Source organism: Thauera sp. 27, assembly GCF_000310125.2.
Classification (GTDB): domain Bacteria; phylum Pseudomonadota; class Gammaproteobacteria; order Burkholderiales; family Rhodocyclaceae; genus Thauera; species Thauera mechernichensis.
This window is the reverse complement of the sequence record NZ_AMXB01000003.1, coordinates 83,068-103,168: the sequence shown is the minus strand read 5'-3', so window position 1 is coordinate 103,168 and position 20,101 is coordinate 83,068. Positions and strand designations below refer to the sequence as shown.

Sequence of the window (20,101 nt, the reverse complement as noted above, 5' to 3'; positions counted from 1 at the left end):
GGGCGCCCACGTTTCCGCCGGCGCCCTCTGGCTCTCGTGTGGCAGTAGGTCAATTTCAACGTTCTTGAGAAATCTATTTCACCGATGTGAGAAAAATTTCAGAACGAGTGAGAACCTACAGGTAGCTTGAAATCACACATCAATATTCTGCGCATACAGCGCATTACCCTCGATGAACGCCCTTCTCGGCTCCACGTTATCCCCCATCAGCGTGGTGAAGATCTCGTCGGCGGCGATGGCGTCGTCGATCTGCACGCGCAGCAGGCGGCGCACGGCGGGGTCCATGGTGGTTTCCCACAGCTGCTCGGGGTTCATCTCGCCCAGGCCCTTGTAGCGCTGCTTGCTGATGCCGCGCTCGACGTCGGCGAGCATCCACTTGATGGCGTCGGCGAAGCGGCTGACGGTCTGGCGCTTTTCGCCGCGGCGGATCTCGGCGCCGGGGCCGATGAGGCCGCTGATGGCTTCGGCGGCGTTGCGGATGGCGCGGTAGTCGCCGGAGACCAGGAAGTCGTGCTCGACCCAGCCGAACTTGCGGTTGCCGTGGTGCAGGCGCTCGATGGTGAGACGCCAGGCTTCGGATTCGTCGTGGTACTCGGCGTAGATCTGCAGGCCTTCGGGCAGGTGGGGCTGGATGCGTTCGGCCGAGGCGCGGGCGGCGGCCTCGTCGTCGAGGCTGACCTCGATGTCGTGCGCCAGCATGACCTGCAGCACTTCGGGGTCGATGTAGCTGGCCAGGCGGCGGGTGACGGCTTCGGCGAGCAGGTAGGTGCGTGCCAGGCCACCGAGGGCCTCGTCGCCGATGGCTTCCGCACCTTCACGCGGTACGAGCACCGCGCCGTCGAGGGCGAGGCGCAGCAGGTGGTTCGACAGCTCGTTGTCGTCCTTGATGTACATCTCGCTCTTGCCGTGCTTGATCTTGTACAGCGGCGGCTGGGCGATGTAGATGTGGCCGCGCTCGACCAGCTCGGGCATCTGGCGGTAGAAGAAGGTGAGCAGCAGGGTGCGGATGTGGGCGCCGTCGACGTCGGCGTCGGTCATCAGGATGATGCGGTGGTAGCGCAGCTTCTCGGGCTTGTAGTCGTCCTTGCCGATGCTGGTGCCGAGCGCGGTGATCAGGGTGGCGATCTCCTGGCTCTGCAGCAGCTTGTCGAAGCGCGCCTTCTCGACGTTGAGGATCTTGCCCTTGAGCGGCAGGATGGCCTGGAACTTGCGATCGCGGCCTTGCTTGGCCGAACCGCCTGCGGAGTCGCCCTCGACGAGGTAGAGCTCGCACAGCGCGGGGTCCTTCTCCTGGCAATCGGCGAGCTTGCCGGGCAGGCCGACGCCGTCGAGCACGCCCTTGCGGCGCGTCATCTCGCGCGCCTTGCGGGCGGCGTCGCGCGCGCGCGCGGCCTCGACGATCTTGTTGCAGATGGTCTTGGCGTCGATCGGGTTTTCGAGCAGGAAGTCGCCGAGCTTGCTGGCGACGACTTCTTCCACCGCCGGGCGGGCTTCCGACGACACCAGCTTCATCTTGGTCTGGCTGGCGAACTTGGGGTCGGGCATCTTGACCGACAGCACGCAGGCCAGGCCTTCGCGCATGTCGTCACCGGTGATGTCGACCTTGGCCTTCTTGGCGATCTCGTTTTCTTCGATGTACTTGTTGATGACGCGCGTCATCGCCGCGCGCAGGCCGGTGAGGTGGGTGCCGCCGTCGGCCTGCGGGATGTTGTTGGTGTAGCACAGCACCTGTTCCTGGTAGCTGTCGTTCCACTGCATGGCGACTTCGACCGAGAGTTCGGCTTCGTGGCCCTGGCCGGTGGGGATGCGGGTGGTGCCGGTGGCGTAGAAGACGTTGGGGTGCAGCACCGTCTTGGCGCGGTTGATGTACTCGACGAAGCCCTTCACGCCGCCGGCGAAGGCGAAGTCCTCTTCCTTGCCGGTGCGCTGGTCGATGAGGCGGATCTTGACGCCGTTGTTGAGGAAGGAGAGCTCGCGCAGGCGCTTGGCGAGGATGTCGTAGTGGTACTCGACGGTGCCGAAGATCTCGTCGTCGGCGAGGTAGTGCACCTTGGTGCCGCGCTTGGTGGTCTCGCCGATGACGCGCGCCGGGCTGACCTCGACGCCGTCGACGAGCTCGATGACGCGGTTCTGCGGCTTGCCGCGCTCGAATTCGAGCAGGTGGCGCTTGCCGTCGCGCGCCACGGTGACGTGCATCCACTTCGACAGCGCGTTGACGCAGGACACGCCCACGCCGTGCAGGCCGCCGGACACCTTGTAGCTGTTCTGGTTGAACTTGCCGCCGGCGTGCAGCACGCACATGACGATCTCGGCCGCGCTGCGCTTGGGTTCGTGCTTGTCGTCCATCTTGACGCCGACCGGGATGCCGCGGCCGTTGTCGGTGACCGAGATCGAGTTGTCGGCGTGGATGGTGATGACGATGTCGTCGCAGTGGCCGGCCAGGGCCTCGTCGATGGAGTTGTCGACGACTTCGAACACCATGTGGTGCAGGCCGGTGCCGTCGGAGGTGTCGCCGATGTACATGCCTGGGCGCTTGCGCACGGCCTCCAGCCCTTCGAGCTGCTGGATGCTGGATTCGTCGTAGTCGTTGCCCGCTTGCGGGGCCGGCATGTTTTGCGGTTCGGACATGGTCATCTCGGTGATTCGTAAAGAACGGGGTGCTGCGGTGGAGCGTGGCGCAAGGTGTTGCGGGTGCCTGTAGGGGCGGCGCGGGCTGCGAGCTTGCTGCGGTGGTCCGTGGGTTGTCTGGGCCTGGCGCACAAAGGCTCGCGGCTGGCGCCGCTCCTACAAGGGGGTCAGATGCGCATCGGCATTACGACGTACTTGAACTTGTCGTTGCCCGGGAGGGTGATCAGGGCGCTGGAGTTGCCGTCGTTGAAGCGCCAGTCCACGGTCTCGGACGAGAGGTTGTTGAGCACGTCGAGCAGGTAGGTGACGTTGAAGCCGATGTCGAGCTTGTCACCCTGGTAGTCGATCTCGAGCTCGTCCATGGCCTCTTCCTGCTCGGCGTTGGTGGAGACGATCTTGAGGATGCCGTCTTCGAGCACCATGCGCACGCCGCGGAACTTCTCGTTGGTGAGGATGGCTGCACGCTGCAGGGCGCCGAGCAGGGGCTGGCGGGCGAAGCTGATGAGCTTGGGGTGGGCCTGCGGGATGACGCGCTCGTAGTCGGGGAACTTGCCGTCGATGAGCTTGGTGACGAGTTCGATGGGGCCGAAGCGGAAGACGGCCTGGTTGCCGGCGAGCACGATCTCGAGCGGGTCGTCGTTGTCGGCGAGCTGGCGGGCGAGTTCGAGCACGGTCTTGCGCGGCAGGATGGCTTCGTAGCGCTGCGCGTGTTCAGAACCGAGCGGCGCGTCGAGGTCGGACGCGGCGTAGGCGAGACGGTGGCCGTCGGTGGCAACCATGCGTAGTTCGCCGCCGTCGGCAATGATGAGGAGGCCGTTGAGGTAGTAGCGGATGTCCTGCTGCGCCATGGCGTACGAGACCTGGGCGAGCTGGCGCTTGAAGGCGCGCTGGCTGATCGACAGGCGCGCGGTGGCGTCGGTGGGCGGGTTGAGGCTGGGGTAGTCGGCGGCGGGCAGGGTCTGCAGCTGGAAGCGGCTGCGCCCGGCCTTTACCGTGAGGCGCTTGTCGTCGAGCGTGAGGCTGATCTCGGCCGAGTCGGGCAGGGCGCGCAGGATGTCCTGCAGCTTGCGTGCGCCGACGGTGATGGCGGCGTCTTCGCCGCCGATGTGGCCGCCGGTGGTGGTGCGGATCTGGATCTCGATGTCGGTGGCGAGCATGGTGAGCTGGTCGCCATGCTTCTCGATCAGCACGTTGGACAGGATCGGCAGCGTGTGGCGCTTTTCGACGATGCCGGCAACCGACTGCAGCGGGGCCAGGAGCGCATCGCGGGTGGTGGTGAGCAGGAGCATGGCGTCAGATCAGGTCGTTGGGTTGATCGGAGGTGTCGGGTGTGTGCTCAGCCCCGCAGGACCTGGGTGAGCACGTGAACGTCGTGGTTGAGCTGAGCGTCGCCGAGGCGAAGCTCGGTGATGGTGCGGCAGGCGTGCAGCACGGTGGTGTGGTCGCGGCCGCCGAAGGCTTCGCCGATGGCCGGCAGCGACATCGGCGTGAGCTCCTTGGCCAGCCACATCGCCACCTGGCGCGGGCGTGCGATCACGCGCGTGCGCTTCTTGGAGTGCATGTCGGCGACCTTGATCTTGTAGTAGTCGGCGACGGTCTTCTGGATGTGCTCGATCGACAACTGACGGTTGTGCGCGTGCAGCAGGTCCTTGAGCGCCTCCTTGGCGACCTCCAGGCCGATCTGGCGGCCGTGGAAGCGGGCGTAGGCGACCACCTTGTTGAGTGCGCCCTCGAGCTCGCGCACGTTCGAGCGCAGGTTCTTGGCGATCAGGAAGGCGACGTCGTCGTCGACCAGCACGCGCAGCGCCTCGGCCTTTTTCTTGAGGATGGCGACGCGCATCTCCAGCTCGGGCGGCTCGATCTGCACGGTCAGACCCCAGTCGAAGCGGGAAATGAGGCGGTCTTCCAGGCCCTGGATGTCCTTGGGGTAGGTGTCGCAGGTGATGACGATCTGCTTGCGCGCTTCGGTGAGGGCGTTGAAGGCGTGGAAGAACTCTTCCTGAGTCCGGTTCTTGTTGTTGAAGAACTGGATGTCGTCGATGATCAGCATGTCGAGCGAACGGTAGTAGCGCTTGAAGGCGTCGAAGCTCTTCTGCTGATAGGCGCGCACCACGTCGGCGTAGTAGTCCTCGACGTGCACGTAGCGGATGACCGCGCGCGGGTTGTGACGGAACACCGCGTTGCCGATGGCGTGTACGAGGTGGGTCTTGCCGAGGCCGACGCCGCCGTAAACAAACAGCGGGTTGTAGGACGTGCCCGGGTTCTGCGACACCTGCATGGCGGCGGCGCGGGCGAGGTCGTTGGCGCGGCCGGTGACCAGGGTGTCGAAGGTGAAGTCCGGGTTGAGCCGGGTCTTGTCGTAGGCCAGTTCGAGGCCGCTGGCGGGCTCGGTGTCGCGGGTGCCGGTCGCGTTCGCGACGCTGCGGCGGCGCACGGCCGTTGCTGTGTCGGACGCCGTATTGTCGATGGGCGCCGGTTCGGCTGCTGGCGTGCTTGCCGTGGTGTCCGCGCTGGCCTGGCTAGCGCCGGCCGGAGGCGTTGCGACGCTGGCTGCGGGGCTTGTCGACGGGCTGCGCTTGGCCGGGGCGCTGCCTGCCGGCGGGAGCTGGAGTTCGATCTGGACCGGGACCCCCGCATGCTCTTCGCCCAGCTCCTGGATGCGGCGCAGGTAGCGCTCGCGCACCCACTGCAGCACGAAGCGGTTGGGCGCAATCAGCGTCCATGCGCTGCCGTCACCAAGTTCGGCCCGCAGGGTCTTGATCCAGATGTTGAATTGCTGCTGGGGCAGCTCCTGTTCAAGGCGCAACAGGCAGAAGGACCAGAGATCTTGAGTCACGGAGGCGCGATGGGTAATGGCGAGCTTGCAGTTGAAGACGAAAATACCGGTACCGTACCGCGGGTTTGCGGTGCCGGAAGGCGGCGTGGGCGGGGTGTCGTGCCAGCTTGCGCTCTTGCGGCGGCATTGTTGGGCCCGGGTGCTGAGGCTACCCGGAGGCACGCGAAGAGCTGTATTCTAAACCCGCAAGAGCGACTTATCCACAGGCTGGGTCAAAAATTCTTATTGACAAACATGGGATTATCCATTTAACTCTCGCGTTTGACCTAACACTGGCAGTCCGATCATGAAACGCACTTATCAGCCCTCCGTCGTCCGTCGCAAGCGCACCCACGGCTTCCTGGTCCGCATGAAGACCCGTGGCGGCCGTGCGGTCATCCGCGCACGTCGTGCCAAGGGCCGTCATCGCCTCGCCGTCTGAGGTGACGTTGCCCACGGGCGCTGACCAGGGTTTCCGCAGCGCTCACAGATTGCACAAAACGGATGAGTATTCATCCGTTTTTGCTTTTCGGCGGGCGTTGCGCGGCCGCTTCTACATGCTCCACTACCGGCCCAGCGAGCTCGACACGGCGCGCCTCGGCGTGGTGGTCGCCAAGAAGCTGGCCAAGCGTGCGAATGTGCGCAACCTGGTCAAGCGTATTGCGCGCGAAACCTTCAGGCGTCATCGTGAAGGTCTGCCTGCGATGGATCTCGTCGTCAGGCTGCATGCGCCGGTGGCCAAGGCCACCCGTGCGGAACTGAACCTTGACCTGCTCGCTCTGCTGCAAAGGCTGCCCCGGCAATGAAGACCCTGATGATCGCCCTGCTGCGCTTCTACCGCTACGCGATCAGCCCGATGCTGGGGCGCAATTGCCGTTTTCATCCCACTTGTTCCGAGTACGCGATCGAGGCGATCCAGCGTCACGGCGCGCTGCGCGGCGGCTGGCTGGCCGCACGGCGGGTGGGACGCTGTCACCCCTTCAATCCGGGCGGGTATGATCCCGTTCCCTGACCTGAGACAGACCGATTCCGATGGATCAACGCCGCCTACTCCTCTTCCTGGTTTTCTCCTTCGCCCTCGTCATGCTGTGGGATGGCTGGATCAAGCATAACCAGCCCGCACCCACGGTGCAGCAGGCCGCCGCAGGCGCGGCCGCGCCGACGGACGGTTCGGTGCCGACGCCCTCGGCAAACCTCGGTGTCGGGCAGGCGGCTGTGCCTGGCGAGCAGCAGGCTACGGCTGCCGCGGCGGCGGTTGCCCGCACGGTGGTCGAGACCGACTTGCTGCGTGCGCAGGTCTCCGCGCAGGGTGGCGCCATCGTTCGCCTCGAGCTCAAGCAGCATCGCGCGAGCGCGAAGAGCGAAGACAGCTTCGTGCTGCTCGACGATGGCTCGCGCCACCAGTACGCAGCGCAGGCAGGCCTGATCGGTGACGGCCTGCCCAACCATCGCACGATGTTCGAGCTGCCTGCGAGCGAACTGGTGCTCAAGGATGGCGAAGACCGCGTCGAGCTGCGACTGCGCGCGCCCGAGCAGAACGGCGTGCAGGTCACCAAGGTGATGACCTTCCATCGCGGTAGCTACCTGATCGACGTGGCCTACGAGATCGTCAACGAGAGTGGTCAGCCGATCTCGCCGCATGCGTATTTCCAGCTCACCCGCGACGGCAATCCGGCCGAGCAGGTCGAGGCCTTTGGCGTGCATACCTTCACCGGGCCGGCTTTCTACACCGACCTCGGCAAGTTCCAGAAGGTGGACTTCGACGACATCGCCAGCGGCAAGGCCAAGTTGCCGGCGGCCACTGCCGATGGCTGGGTGGCGATGGTGCAGCATTACTTCGTCAGCGCCTGGTTGCCCGAGCAGGGCGTGCAGCGCGAGTACTTCGCGCGTTCGATCGGTGGCGGTCTGTACTCGGCGGGCCTCATCGTACCGGTGGCCAGTATCGAGCCGGGCGCCACGGCGACGATCGGTTCGCGTCTGTATTCCGGGCCGCAGGAGCAGGACAAGCTCGAGAGCATCGCCCCCGGGCTCGACCTGGTGGTGGACTACGGCTGGCTGACTGTGATCGCGGCGCCGCTGTTCTGGGTGCTGTCGTGGTTCCATAGCCTGACCGGCAACTGGGGCTGGGCGATCATCCTGGTCACGGTGGCGATCAAGCTGGTGTTCTTCCCGCTGTCGGCAGCCAGCTACAAGTCGATGGCGAAGATGCGCGTGCTCGGTCCGCGCCTGCAGCGCATGAAGGAGCTGTACGGTAACGACAAGGCCAAGATGCAGCAGGAGATGATGAATCTCTACCGCACCGAGAAGATCAACCCGCTTGGCGGTTGCCTGCCGATCCTGGTTCAGATCCCGGTGTTCATCGCGCTCTACTGGGTGTTGCTGGGCAGCGTCGAGATGCGGCACGCACCCTGGCTGGGCTGGATCACCGATCTGTCGTCGAAGGATCCGTACTTCATCCTGCCGATCATCATGGGCGCGTCCATGCTGGTCCAGATGAAGCTCAACCCCACGCCGCCGGACCCGATCCAGGCCAAGGTGATGATGGCGATGCCGATCATCTTCACCTTCATGTTCATGTGGTTCCCGTCCGGCCTGGTGCTGTACTGGGTTGTGAACAACCTGTTGTCGATCGCCCAGCAGTGGCAGATCACGCGGATGATCGAGAGTGGAAAGGCTGCCGCCAAGAGCGCCTGACACCATCGCCGCAGTCGCGACGGCGCCGGGCCGCGGTGGCATCGGCGTCGTTCGTGTCTCGGGCTCGGGCCTGCTGGGGTTTGCGCAGGCCTTGTGCGGTCGCCAGCCGCAACCCCGGCTGGCGCAGTTTTCCCGCTTTGTCGATGGCGAAGGTCGGCCGATCGACGAGGGTATCCTGCTCTACTTCCCCGCTCCTGCCTCGTTCACGGGCGAGGACGTTCTCGAACTGCAGGGCCATGGTGGCCCGGTGGTCATGCAGCTGCTGCTTGAGCGCTGCCTGGGGCTGGGTGCACGTCTTGCCGAGCCGGGGGAGTTCACCCGCAGGGCCTTCCTGAACGGCAAGTTGGACCTCGCCCAAGCGGAGGGGGTGGCGGACCTGATCGAGGCGTCGACTGCGGCGGCGGCGCGTTCTGCGGTCCGCTCGCTGTCCGGGCGCTTCTCGGAAGAAGTGCATCGTATCGTCGATCGTCTGGTCGATCTGCGCATGCTGGTCGAGGCGACGCTGGATTTTCCCGAGGAAGAGATCGAGTTTCTCGAGCGTGCGCGCGCAATGCCACGGCTCGAGGGTGTTCGTGGCGAGCTCGAAGCGCTGCTCGATCGTGCGGGGCAGGGCGCATTGCTGCGCAGCGGGCTGAATGTCGTGCTCGTCGGTGCACCGAACGTCGGCAAGTCGAGCCTGCTCAACCAGCTCGCGGGTGAGGAGCGTGCGATTGTCACCGACATCGCCGGTACGACCCGTGATGCGCTGCGCGAGACCATTCAGATCGAGGGTATCCCGCTCCACGTCATCGACACTGCAGGCTTGCGTGACACGGCCGATACGGTCGAGCGTCTGGGCATCGAGCGTACTTGGCGGGAGATCGAGCGTGCGGACGTGATCGTGCGTCTTGTCGATGCCAGCGTGTCGGCGACTGCAGACGATGAGCTCGCTGGCCGCTTGCCTGGCGGGGTTGAGCGCATCACGGTGGTTAACAAGATCGACCTGGTGTCGGCGGCTGCTGGCCGTGAGGAGCAGGCGGGGCAGGTCACGGTCCGCGTTTCGGCGCGAACGGGCGAGGGCGTCGATCTGCTGCGCGCCGAGTTGCTGCGGGTCGCGGGTTGGCACGCGCATGGAGAGGATGTCGTGCTCGCGCGCGAGCGCCACCTCCAGGCCTTGCGCATGGCGCTCGGGCACGTGTGCGCGGCGGGTGAGCAGCTTGCAGCGCTCGAGTTGTTTGCGGAAGAGCTGCGCCTTGCGCAGGAGCGCCTGGGTGAGATCACGGGCGAGTTCGGCGCAGATGATCTGCTGGGCGAGATCTTCTCGCGCTTCTGTATCGGCAAGTAGGGTTCCCCGGATTGCCCGTCCGCATCGGTACGAGCCGCTGCGGATGTTTCACGTGAAACGTCCCGATGGAAATCGAATTCCTCTTCCTGGCCCTGGGGCTTGCCGCATTGTTCGCCGGATTCGTGGATTCCGTCGTGGGTGGCGGCGGGCTGATTCAGCTGCCTGCGCTGTTCACGGCGCTGCCCAACGCGTTGCCGGCAACCCTGTTCGGTACCAACAAACTTGCCAGCATCGTCGGTACGACAAGCGCTGCGATCCAGTACGGGCGCCGCGTGAGCATACCCTGGCGGGTCGCGCTGCCTGGCGCTGCCGCCGCGTTGGTCGGGTCGTGGTACGGCGCCAAGGCGGTTGCCTACCTGGATCCGGCGATCCTGCGCCCGCTCATCCTCGTGCTGCTCGTCGCCGTAGCCGCCTACACCTTCATCCGCAAGGATCTTGGTGCGGTCTCGGCGGAGCCCGCTCATGGTGCCCGTTCGGCGCTGCTTGCAGCGACGATTGGCGCTGTGATCGGCTTCTACGACGGCTTCTTTGGTCCTGGAACGGGGAGCTTTCTGATCTTCCTGTTCATCCGCTTCCTGGGCATGGATTTTCTGCGGGCATCCGTTACCGCCAAGATTCTCAATGTCGCAACCAATGCAGCGGCGATCTCCTTCTTCGTGGGTAATGTCGAGCTGCTGTGGAAACTGGCCGCAGTGATGGCGGTGTGCAACCTTGCGGGGGCTTTGCTTGGGTCGCGTATGGCCCTGAAGCACGGCGTCGTGTTCGTGAGGAAGATGTTCCTGGCCGTGGTTACGGTGCTGATCGCACGCCTGGCCTACGACACCTTCCTGCGCTGAGCCTCGCTGTGTTTCACGTGGAACATGCGGGCACCCTGAGGCAGCCAGGGGCGGGGTGGGCGAGGGCACGCCGGAGCGCTGGGAATATTTGCAAAAATATTACCTTAGCCCCGCATGATAAAATCCTCAGCTTCAGTCACCTGTACAACAAGACCGAGGACATGAACGGACTGCATCTCATCGCTGACATCTACCGCTGCAGATCTTCTGCTGGATTGCTGACCGAACGCGCCGAGCTTGAGGCTTTGTGCGTGGAAGGCTGCCGTAATGCGGGCCTGACACCGCTGGGCGCCTACTTCTATCAGTTTCTGGACGAGCAGGGCGACGCTGCCGGGGTGACCGGTACCGTCGTGCTCGCGGAGTCGCACCTTGCCATCCATACCTGGCCGGAAACTGGCGATGTGACACTCGATGTTTACGTGTGCAATTTTTCGCGTGACAACAGCGGTCGCGCTCGCCAGGTGTTCGCTGCCGTGATCGATGCGCTCGCGCCTGAGGAAATCGTCAGTCACGAGGTTGTCCGCGGTCGTCTCGAGCAGGGTGTCACCTCGTGAGCGTGCATGTGGAAGGGTGGCCGCCGGAGCTCATTCCTGAGTTTCTGTGCGACGACGCCGGCTATTTTCTGAAGGCAGGCCGGCTGCTCGAGCGAGGCCATTCGGAATGGCAGTCCTACGAAGTCTGGGACACGCCCCGGTTTGGGCGCCTGTTCCGCCTCGATGGCTGCTTCATGACTTCGGAGCGCGATGAGTTCTACTACCACGAGAACCTGATCCATGTGCCGGGGCTCGCTCACGCGGGCTTGCGTCGAGCCCTCGTCATCGGTGGCGGGGACGGCGGCTCGGCAGAAGAATTGCTCAAGTACCCGTCGATCGACAAGGTTGTGATTGCCGAACTCGACGCCAAGGTGATCGACATCTCCCGCCGCCATCTCCAGGCCGTTCACCACGGCGCCCTGGACGATCCGCGTGTCGATATCCGTATTGGCGACGGCATGAAGTACGTGCTCGAGGACGCGCCTGCAGCCGGCGATCGCTACGACATCGTGGTGCTCGATCTGACGGATCCGGTCGGTCCTGCCGAGGCGCTCTATTCCGAGGCCTTCTTCCGCGCCTGTCGTGAGCTGCTCACGCCCGGGGGTGCCCTGAGCTTGCATATCGGCACACCGGTCTTCCAGCCGGAGCGGGTGCGCCTGTTGATCGAGCGTCTGCGTGCCGTGTTTGCCTGCGTGCGCCCCTATTTCCTGTACATTCCGCTTTACGGCAGCCTGTGGGGCCTGGCCTGTGCCTCCGATACCCTCGATCCGCTGAGCTTGAGCGAGGAAGAGGTCGAGCGCGTGATTGCCACGCGCGGCATCAGCCGGCTCCAGCATCTGAACGGGGCTGTCTATCGGGCCCAGTTTGCCCTGCCCAATCACCTGCGCGCCTTGCTGGCCTGAGCCATGGGGCGCGTGTCCCGCGTCCACTCCCGTATTCCAGATCGTGACCTCTCCGCCCAGAAATCAGCGCCCTTCGCGCTCCTCCGCGCCGGGCGCGCGCAATCGCAGACCGCCTCAAGACGCTTCCGCTGCCGTTCGGACCACCCTTGCCGATGACAGCCTTGCCATGGCCTTGGCGCGTGCAGCCGAGCTTGTTGGCGCAGTGCTTGGTGGCGGCAACCTTACCGAAGCGTTCGAGCACATGCTTGCCACCCATCCGGGGTGGCCGGATGCAACCCGGGGCGCGGTGCGCGACCTGGCCTGGTCCACGCTGCGTGATTTTCGCCGTAGCGGCGTCGTGCTCGATCGTCTCCTGCACACGCCACCTGCGCCGGCCATCCATGGCCTGCTGCTGGTTGCGCTCACACGTCTGCGCCAGCGGCCCGAGCAGGCGCACACCGTCGTCGACCAGGCGGTCCAGGCCGCACTCGAGTTGATGCCCGGGCTCAAGAACATGGTCAACGGCGTGTTGCGCAACGCCCTCCGCCAGCGTGATCAGTGGGCGTCCTGGGCCGAGGCCGATGAGGAGGCCCGGCTCGGCTTTCCGCGCTGGTGGATCGCCCGCCTGCGTGCCTCGGCCGGTGAGAGTTGGGAGGCGGCGCTTGCAGCCGGCAACCAGCGTCCGCCCATGGCCATCCGTGTGAATACGCGCAGGACGACGATCGACGCTGTGCTGGCAGGGCTCGAAGGCGCCGGGCTGGTCGTACGCCGGCTCGATAACGATGCGCTCCTGCTCGATCGCCCCGTGCCCGTAGGCCGCCTGCCCGGGTTCTCCGACGGCCTGCTTTCGGTGCAGGATGCGGGCGCACAGTGGGCGGCACGGCTGCTTGCGCCGCTTGCGGGCGAGCGTGTGCTGGATGCCTGCGCGGCCCCCGGCGGGAAGACGGCGCATCTGCTGGAGTGCGCTGACGTCGAGCTGCTCGCGCTCGAGCTCGACTCGCTGCGTGCACAGCGTGTCGACAGCAATCTGGCGCGGCTGGGCCTGACTGCCCGCGTACAGGTTGCCGATTGCCGGCGTGTCGAGCGCTGGTGGGATGGACGCCCCTTCGATCGTATCCTGGCCGATGTGCCGTGTTCTGCGTCTGGCGTTGCGCGCAGGCATCCCGACATCAAGTGGCTGCGCCGGGAGACCGACATCGCGCAGTTCGCCGCACAGCAAGCGGAGATCCTCGATGCGCTTTGGCAGACGCTGGCCCCGGGTGGCACAATGCTCTACGTCACCTGCTCGGTTTTCGATGAAGAGAACGCCGGGCAGATTGCCCGTTTCTGCGCCCTGCATGCCGATGCCGAACGTGTCCCGGTTTGCGGGGAGCCCGACCTGAAGCTGTTGCCCAATGCCGAACATGACGGCTTCTACTACGCGCTCCTTCGCAAGCAGGCCTGAACGCCTGCTGCGTACGATCGTATTTGCCCTGCTTAGCGTCATCGTCGTGTTCGCGCATGCGGACTCGAGCGAGATCCGCAACGCAGAGATCGTGCGTGGCGATTCGGGCTATGTCCTCAACGCCGATATCGACATCGAGCTCAACCCTCGACTCGTCGATGCCGTTTCGCGTGGCGTGTCGCTGTACTTCACCACTCAGTTGCTCATCGAGCGCCCGCGCTGGTACTGGCTCAATCAGGTCGTGGTCGATCGCAGTCTGGATTACCGGCTGCACTACCACGCCATTACGCGCAGCTACCGGTTGTCGATCGGCAGCTTCCACCAGAGCTTCGACAGCCTCGAGGCGGCGGTGATGACCATGCAGCGTGTGCGCAACTGGCAGGTCGCCGACTTCGACACCCTCGAAGCGGGGCAGTCTCACCAAGCCTCACTGCGTTTTCGACTCGACACCAGCCAGCTGCCCAAGCCCTTCCAGGTGACCGCGATCGGCAGCCGTGACTGGAGCCTGGGCACCGACTGGTTGCGCTGGACCTTCCTGCCCGGAGCGCCGGGGTTCCAATGAAACGCGCCTATCTCGTCATCGTTGCTGCCCTTGCCGGAATCTCCTTGTTCCTGCTGGCCTCGGCGAGCGCGAATACCGAGCTCTTTGCAGGCAGCTATCCGTTCCTGCTTGCGCTCAACGGCGCGGTGGTCGTTGCGATGGCTGCCCTCGTCGGCATTCAGCTGCGCCAGCTGTGGCGCGAGTACCGCCGCCGTGAGTTCGGCTCGCGGCTCAAGATGCGCCTGGTGCTGATGTTTGCGCTCATGGGCGTGGTGCCCGGCGTGCTCGTGTATGGCGTGTCCTTGCAGTTCGTCGTACGCAGCATCGAGTCGTGGTTCGACGTACGCGTCGATTCGGCGCTGGAGGGTGGCATTGCGTTGGGCCAGAGCGCCTTCGACTACCTCGTCAGCCAGGTGCGCGACAAGGCTGACGACATGGTGCTCGAACTCGAGGTTGCCAGCGCAGGAGCGGGGTCGGCCGCCCTGCTCAACCGCCTGCGCGAGCAGAGCGGCATCAGCAGCGCAACCATCATCAGCGCCAATGGCCAGGTGGTGGCGACGGCGGCCGACCAGAGTCATGGCCTCATCCCCGACCTGCCGTCGGTCGCCGAACTGCGCCAGGCCCGCCAGTCGCGCCATTTCCAGAGTGTCGACAGTCGCCCCGACGGACGTCTGGTGATTCGCGTCGTCACCCCCATCCCGCTGCGCACGCTGGCGGGTGAGCCCAATCTGCTGATGCTCCTTCAACCGGTACCGGAGTCATTCGGGCGCAGCGCCGAGGCTGTCCAGGAGGCCTATCGTGACTATCAGCAGCTCACCCTCGGGCGCAGCGGGCTCAAGCGCATCTACACCATCACGCTCAGCCTCACGCTGCTGCTCGCGCTGCTGACCGCACTCGCGGTCGCCTTCTTCATCGCCCGCCGGCTGGCGGCGCCTCTGCTCATCCTGGCCGAGGGCACACAGGCGGTGGCACAAGGCGACTTCAGCCCGCGCCAGGCCCTGCCGGCCAACGACGAACTGGGCGTGCTGACGCAGTCCTTCAACCGCATGACGCGGCAACTGCAGGATGCACGCGGCGCGGCCGAGCGTAGCCGTGCCGAGGTCGAAGCCGCCCGCGCTTACCTCGAGAGCGTGCTGGCCCACCTGTCCACCGGTGTGCTTGCCTTCTCGGTGGACGGCCAGCTGCGTGCGGCCAACCATGGTGCGCTGCAGATCCTGGCCGACGACCTTGCCGGGTTCGAGGATCTCGCGTTGGAGGACTGGCCTCGCCTCGACCTCTTCCGTGACACCTTGGTCGAGGGCTTCGCCAACAACGAGGGTGACTGGCAGACCCAGATCGACCTGCCGGTGAAGGACAGCTCGCCGCTCAGCCTGCTGATCCACGGCTCGCGTCTGCCTGCGGTCGGCGGCGGCGGGTTGGTCGTCGTCTTCGACGACATCTCCAGCCTGGTTGCGGCGCAACGCACCGCCGCCTGGGCCGAGGTGGCGCGCCGACTCGCGCACGAGATCAAGAACCCGCTGACGCCGATCCAGCTCTCCGCCGAGCGCCTTGCCTTCAAGCTGGCGGACCGCTTGGACGACAGCGGGCGAGAGATGCTCGAGCGCGCAACGACGACCATCGTCAACCAGGTCGAGGCGATGAAGAACCTGGTCAATGCCTTCCGCGACTATGCGCGCCTGCCTGCGCCGAAGCTGGCGGCGGTCGATCTGAATGCGCTGATCCGGGAGGTGCTGCACCTGTACGAAAGCTCCGCCGTGCGTGTGCGCACCGAACTCGCCACCGGTCTGCCGCCGGTCATGGGTGACAGCACCCAGCTAAGGCAGGTGATCCACAATATGCTGCAGAATGCGCAGGACGCGGTGACGGGCGTTGATGATGGCGAGGTGCGTGTGCTGACGCGCCGTGACGGCGAACGGGTTGTGCTGCTGTTCCGTGACAGCGGGCCCGGCTTTCCGGCTGAAGTGCTCGCCCGCGCCTTCGAGCCCTACTTCACGACCAAGTCGCGTGGCACCGGACTGGGTCTGGCGATCGTGAAGAAGATCGTCGATGAGCATGGCGGCGACGTGCGCCTGAGCAACCTCGAGGGCGGCGGTGCAGAGGTCCGCATCCGCTTGCGCCTGGCTGAAAACAAACAAGCTTGACGAAGACAATGGCAAAGATACTCATCGTTGACGACGAAATCGGAATCCGCGAACTGCTCTCCGAAATCCTGCGCGACGAAGGCCACGACATCCTGCTCGCCGAGAATGCCGCCGCTGCGCGTGCGGCGCGCAATGCGTTGCGGCCCGACATGGTGCTGCTGGACATCTGGATGCCGGACACCGATGGCATTACCCTGCTCAAGGAGTGGGCGGCCAACGGCCAGCTCAACATGCCGGTGGTGATGATGTCCGGCCATGGCACGATCGATACGGCGGTCGAGGCGACACGTATCGGTGCGATCGACTATCTCGAAAAGCCGATCGCACTGCAGAAGCTGCTTGCTGCGGTCAAGCGTGGGCTGCAACGGCCGCAAGCCCCGGGGGCGCCCGCTCCCTTGACCCTGTCGGCGTTCACGCGCTCGGTGCCGCTGCGCGAGCTCAAGCGCCGGGTCGAGCAGATATCCGGTAGTTCGCGCGTGCTGTTGCTACGCGTCGGCAGCGGCAGCCTTGCCGAACTCGTTGCCCGCAGTGTGCAGCCGGGCAATGCCCCCTGGCTGGACCTGGGCGCTGTCAGCGCGCCGCTCGACCTGAGCCAGCTGCAGGCTACCCAGGGCGGCGTCCTGTTCGTGTCCGAGCTTGCCCGTCTGTCGCGTGCGCAGCAGAAGAACCTCGCCTTTGCCCTCGACCGCCTCGAGCGCTATGACTTGCGCCTCGTGGTCGCCACCGAGCGCAATCTGGAAGGGCTGGTCGCCGAAGGTTGGGAGGAGGGCCTGCTGAGCCGATTGTTCGAGGTCAGCCTGGCACCGCCCTCTCTGGCTGAGGTGCGCGACGACCTGCCGGAGCTGGCCAGCCAGCTTCTGCTGCACCTGATCGAGGGCGGCGATGTGCCCTTGCGGCGCTTGTCCACGGCAGCCCTGAACCAGCTGCGCAATCTGCCCTGGCCAGGAGGATATGCCGAGTTGCGCGCCGCAGTGAAGTCGCTCGCGCTCGGTACGCTGGAGGAGGAGATCGGCGCGGGCGAGGTCCGCCGCCTGCTTCCGCCCGATCTCTCCACCGGTGGCTGCGGGGTACCGCTCGACCAGCCCTTGCGCGAGGCGCGCGAAGCATTCGAGCGTCTCTACTTCGAGCACCACCTGCGCCTCGAGGGGGGCAACATGACGCGCCTTGCCGAAAAGACCGGGCTCGAGCGCACGCACCTCTACCGCAAGTTGAAGCAGCTCGGGTTGCAGGCTGGGCGGCGCCACGAAGAGGGCTGAGTAGCCGTTATCGCTATGATTGCTGCGGTGCAACAAAATCTTGGACCCTGCGCCGCGGGCGGCGTAGAATCCACAGCCTACATTCGTGTGCGGAAGTCAGCGTGAAGATCATCATTCTCGGCGCCGGCCAGGTCGGTGCGTCGGTCGCCGAAAACCTGGTGTCTGAAGCGAACGACATCACGCTCGTCGACACCAGCGAGGAGTACCTGGCTGCGCTGCGCGAACGGCTCGAAGTCCGTACCGTGTGCGGCAACGCGGCATCGCCGCGCGTGCTGCGCGAGGCCGGGGCGGACGACGCCGACCTGTTGATCGCGGTGACCCAGTCCGACCAGACCAACCTGTGCGCCTGCCGTATCGCAAAGACACTGTACAACCTGCCCACCCGCATCGCACGCCTGCGCTCGACCGACTACGTCGACCATCCCGAACTGCTCGAGGACCACAATTTCGCGGTCGACTTCTCGATCTGCCCCGAGCAGGTGGTCACCGATTACATCAAGCGTCTCATTGCCTTTCCAGAGGCCTTGCAGGTGCTCGAGTTCGCCAACGGGGTGGTGAGCCTGATCTGCGTGCGCGCCTTCGAGGGCGGACCGCTGGTGGGGCATCCGCTCAAGGCGCTGCGTTTTCACCTGCCCAACGTCGAGGTGCGCATCGCCGCCATCTACCGTAATGGCGAGCCCATCATCCCCAAGGGCGATACCGTGATCCTGCCCGGTGACGAGGTCTTCTGCCTGGCCGCGACCGTGCACATCCGCAAGGTCATGGGCGAACTGCGGCGTTCGGACCGGCCGATGCGGCGCATCATGATCGCGGGCGGCGGCAACATCGGTTTCCGTCTGGCGCAGTCCATCGAGGAGAACTACCACGTCAAGATCCTCGAACTGAACCGGGTACGTGCAGAGATGCTGGCCTCGCACCTGTCCCACGCCCTGGTGCTGCGCGGCGATTCGACTGACGAGAAGCTGCTCGAGAACGAGGGCATCGACGAGACCGACCTGTTCGTCGCGCTGACCAACGACGAGGAAGACAACATCATGTCGGCCTCGCTCGCCAAGCGCATGGGCGCGCGCCGCACGCTGGCGCTGATCAACCGCAAGAGCTATGTCGACCTCGTGCAGGGCGGGCCGATCGACATCGCCATCTCGCCGGCCCACACCTCGATCGGTACCTTGCTGGCGCATGTGCGCAGGGGCGATGTCGTGGCCGTGCATAGCCTGCGCCGCGGTGCTGCCGAGGCGCTCGAGATCATCGCCCACGGCAACCGCAAGGATTCCAAGGTCGTCGGCCGCATGATCGAGGAAGTCCCCCTTCCCAAGGGGGCGACCATCGGCGCGCTCGTGCGTGACGTGAAGAACGACGAAGGGCGCATCCTGCGCAGCGAGGTCATCATGCCCCACCACGACACGGTGATCGAAGAGAATGACCACGTCATTGTCTTCTGTACCAGCAAGAACCTCGTGCGCAAGGTCGAGAAGCTGTTCCAGGTCAGCTTCACCTTCCTGTGACCCAGGGAATCGCCTGAATGCGCGCTTACCACCCCGCGCTCAATGCGCTCGGCCTGATCATCATGATCTTCGGCCTGCTCATGGGCTTTCCGCTCACCGTGTCCGCGGTGCTGGAGGATGGCGCCACCCTGGCCTACGACCAGGGCATTTTCGTCACCTTCGTCTCGGGCCTGCTGCTGTGGGCTGCCACGCGCTCGCGGCGCCGCGACCTGCGCGTGCATGACGGCTTCCTGCTCGTAGCCGCGAGCTGGGTGGTGCTGCCGGTGTTCGGTGCCCTGCCGCTGGTTGCCTATATCCCCGAACTGCGCTTCACCGACGGTTACTTCGAAGCCGTGTCCGGGCTCACCGCAACCGGCGCGACCGTGCTCACCGGTCTCGACGATCTACCCATCTCGATCAACCTGTGGCGTACCTTCATGCACTGGATCGGCGGCATGGGCGTCATCGTGCTGGTGGTGGCCATCCTGCCGCTGCTCGGCATCGGTGGCCGCCAGCTCTACAAGGCCGAAGTGCCCACGCCGATGAAGGATGCCAGTCTGACGCCGCGCATCGCCGAGACCGCGAAGGGCCTGTGGATCACCTATGTGCTGCTCACTGTCGCCTGCGGCTTCGCGCTGTGGTGGGCGGGACTGGAGGGCTGGGACGCGGTCATACACGCGTTCACAATCGCAGGCTTGGGTGGCTTCTCGAGCAAGGACGCCTCCCTCGGCCACTTCGCCAACCTCAACGTCGAAATCGTCACCATCGTTTTCGCGGTGCTGGCTGGTCTCAACTACGCGACCCACTACATGGCCCTCATACGGCGCTCCTACAAGCCTTACTTGCGCGACCCCGAGATTCCCTTCTACTTCGCCGTGCTCGCCGGCAGCATCGTGCTTCTGACCGTGTACCTGATGCAGCATGGTGCGCACGACGATGCAGCCACCGCGCTGCGCTATGTCGCCTTCCACGTCGTGTCGATTTCCACCTCGCTTGGCCTGGCGACCTACGACTACACGCTGTGGCCGATGTTCGCCCAGATCTGGATCCTGTTCCTGGGCAGCTTCATCGCCTGCTCGGGCTCGACTGGCGGCGGCATCAAGATGATGCGCGCGATGATCCTCTACAAGCAGGTGTTCCGCGAGATCGTGCGCTCGCTGCATCCGCAGGCGGTGCGTCCGGTCCGCCTCGGTACCAAGCCCGTACCCGAGACCATCCTGCACGCGGTGCTTGGTTTCAGCTTCATGTACATGGTGTCGATCGTCAGCCTGACGCTGATCCTGTCGGCGACCGGTCTCGAACTCATCACCGCCTTCTCCGCGGTGGTGGCCTGCCTCAACAACACCGGCCCCGGCCTTGGTCTGGTGGGCCCGGCGTCCAATTACCAGGGGCTCGAGGACATCCACAAGTGGGTGCTGTCGTTCACCATGATCCTCGGCCGCCTGGAGATCTTCACCTTCCTCGTCGTGCTCACGCCCACCTTCTGGCGGCGCTGAGCCTGCGCCAGGAGCGCCCCGGCTGCAC

At 65.2% G+C, this 20,101-nt stretch carries 17 protein-coding genes; 14 read left to right on the top strand and 3 right to left on the bottom strand.

The window, feature by feature from the left end; translation table 11 throughout:
- Positions 1–132: 132 nt before the first annotated feature.
- The 3 genes from gyrB to dnaA all read right to left on the bottom strand — a co-directional run bounded on the left by gyrB (position 133) and on the right by dnaA (position 5,464).
- Positions 133–2,628: a DNA topoisomerase (ATP-hydrolyzing) subunit B gene (gene gyrB / locus B447_RS02390; RefSeq protein ID WP_002926188.1), complete on the bottom strand. Its 2,496-nt coding sequence runs from the start codon at positions 2,626–2,628 to the stop codon at positions 133–135.
- A 167-nt stretch (positions 2,629–2,795) separates the two neighbouring features.
- Positions 2,796–3,917 carry a DNA polymerase III subunit beta gene (gene dnaN, locus B447_RS02385; RefSeq protein WP_002936065.1) on the bottom strand — a complete coding sequence of 374 codons (1,122 nt, stop codon included), beginning with the start codon at positions 3,915–3,917 and terminating at the stop codon, positions 2,796–2,798.
- 47 nt (positions 3,918–3,964) lie between these two features.
- Positions 3,965–5,464, bottom strand: coding sequence for a chromosomal replication initiator protein DnaA (gene dnaA / locus B447_RS02380; protein ID WP_083491407.1), 1,500 nt, complete (start codon positions 5,462–5,464; stop codon positions 3,965–3,967).
- 286 nt (positions 5,465–5,750) lie between these two features.
- Here dnaA and rpmH point away from each other — a divergent pair, with 286 nt between their 5' ends.
- The 14 genes from rpmH to B447_RS02310 all read left to right on the top strand — a co-directional run bounded on the left by rpmH (position 5,751) and on the right by B447_RS02310 (position 20,073).
- Complete coding sequence (gene rpmH / locus B447_RS02375) at positions 5,751–5,885, top strand: 50S ribosomal protein L34 (RefSeq protein WP_002926183.1); 135 nt, start codon at positions 5,751–5,753, stop codon at positions 5,883–5,885.
- Positions 5,824–6,249: a ribonuclease P protein component gene (gene rnpA, locus B447_RS02370; RefSeq protein WP_443080821.1), complete on the top strand. Its 426-nt coding sequence runs from the start codon at positions 5,824–5,826 to the stop codon at positions 6,247–6,249. Before rpmH ends, rnpA begins: the two co-directional genes overlap by 62 nt.
- Positions 6,246–6,455 (top strand): membrane protein insertion efficiency factor YidD, encoded by a 210-nt coding sequence (yidD, locus tag B447_RS02365; protein WP_002926168.1) that lies wholly within the window; start codon positions 6,246–6,248, stop codon positions 6,453–6,455. The genes rnpA and yidD overlap by 4 nt, the downstream gene beginning before the upstream one ends.
- Positions 6,456–6,475: 20 nt before the next feature.
- Positions 6,476–8,137, top strand: coding sequence for a membrane protein insertase YidC (gene yidC / locus B447_RS02360; protein ID WP_002936063.1), 1,662 nt, complete (start codon positions 6,476–6,478; stop codon positions 8,135–8,137).
- Positions 8,109–9,461 carry a tRNA uridine-5-carboxymethylaminomethyl(34) synthesis GTPase MnmE gene (mnmE, locus tag B447_RS02355; RefSeq protein WP_002936061.1) on the top strand — a complete coding sequence of 451 codons (1,353 nt, stop codon included), beginning with the start codon at positions 8,109–8,111 and terminating at the stop codon, positions 9,459–9,461. The genes yidC and mnmE overlap by 29 nt, the downstream gene beginning before the upstream one ends.
- A 65-nt stretch (positions 9,462–9,526) precedes the next feature.
- Positions 9,527–10,297, top strand: a complete 771-nt coding sequence (locus B447_RS02350) for a sulfite exporter TauE/SafE family protein (protein WP_002936058.1) — start codon at positions 9,527–9,529, stop codon at positions 10,295–10,297.
- A 161-nt stretch (positions 10,298–10,458) separates the two neighbouring features.
- Positions 10,459–10,851, top strand: coding sequence for an S-adenosylmethionine decarboxylase family protein (locus tag B447_RS02345; protein WP_002926163.1), 393 nt, complete (start codon positions 10,459–10,461; stop codon positions 10,849–10,851).
- Complete coding sequence (gene speE, locus B447_RS02340; protein ID WP_002926162.1) at positions 10,848–11,732, top strand: polyamine aminopropyltransferase; 885 nt, start codon at positions 10,848–10,850, stop codon at positions 11,730–11,732. Before B447_RS02345 ends, speE begins: the two co-directional genes overlap by 4 nt.
- A 166-nt stretch (positions 11,733–11,898) precedes the next feature.
- The gene (gene rsmB / locus B447_RS02335) at positions 11,899–13,155 is read left to right on the top strand and encodes a 16S rRNA (cytosine(967)-C(5))-methyltransferase RsmB (protein ID WP_002936056.1); all 1,257 of its coding nucleotides are present in this window, start codon (positions 11,899–11,901) and stop codon (positions 13,153–13,155) included.
- Positions 13,106–13,717 carry a DUF4390 domain-containing protein gene (locus tag B447_RS02330; protein ID WP_002926160.1) on the top strand — a complete coding sequence of 204 codons (612 nt, stop codon included), beginning with the start codon at positions 13,106–13,108 and terminating at the stop codon, positions 13,715–13,717. The genes rsmB and B447_RS02330 overlap by 50 nt, the downstream gene beginning before the upstream one ends.
- Positions 13,714–15,837 carry a sensor histidine kinase gene (locus B447_RS02325; protein ID WP_002926159.1) on the top strand — a complete coding sequence of 708 codons (2,124 nt, stop codon included), beginning with the start codon at positions 13,714–13,716 and terminating at the stop codon, positions 15,835–15,837. Before B447_RS02330 ends, B447_RS02325 begins: the two co-directional genes overlap by 4 nt.
- Before the next feature lie 8 nt (positions 15,838–15,845).
- On the top strand, positions 15,846–17,093 hold the full coding sequence (locus B447_RS02320) for a sigma-54-dependent transcriptional regulator (protein ID WP_002926158.1): 1,248 nt from the start codon (positions 15,846–15,848) through the stop codon (positions 17,091–17,093).
- Positions 17,094–17,194: 101 nt separating this feature from the next.
- Entirely contained in the window at positions 17,195–18,598 is a 1,404-nt protein-coding gene (gene trkA, locus B447_RS02315; RefSeq protein ID WP_002936047.1) for a Trk system potassium transporter TrkA, read from the top strand.
- A gap of 17 nt (positions 18,599–18,615) precedes the next feature.
- The gene (locus B447_RS02310) at positions 18,616–20,073 is read left to right on the top strand and encodes a TrkH family potassium uptake protein (RefSeq protein WP_002936045.1); all 1,458 of its coding nucleotides are present in this window, start codon (positions 18,616–18,618) and stop codon (positions 20,071–20,073) included.
- The last annotated feature ends 28 nt before the right edge of the window (positions 20,074–20,101 follow it).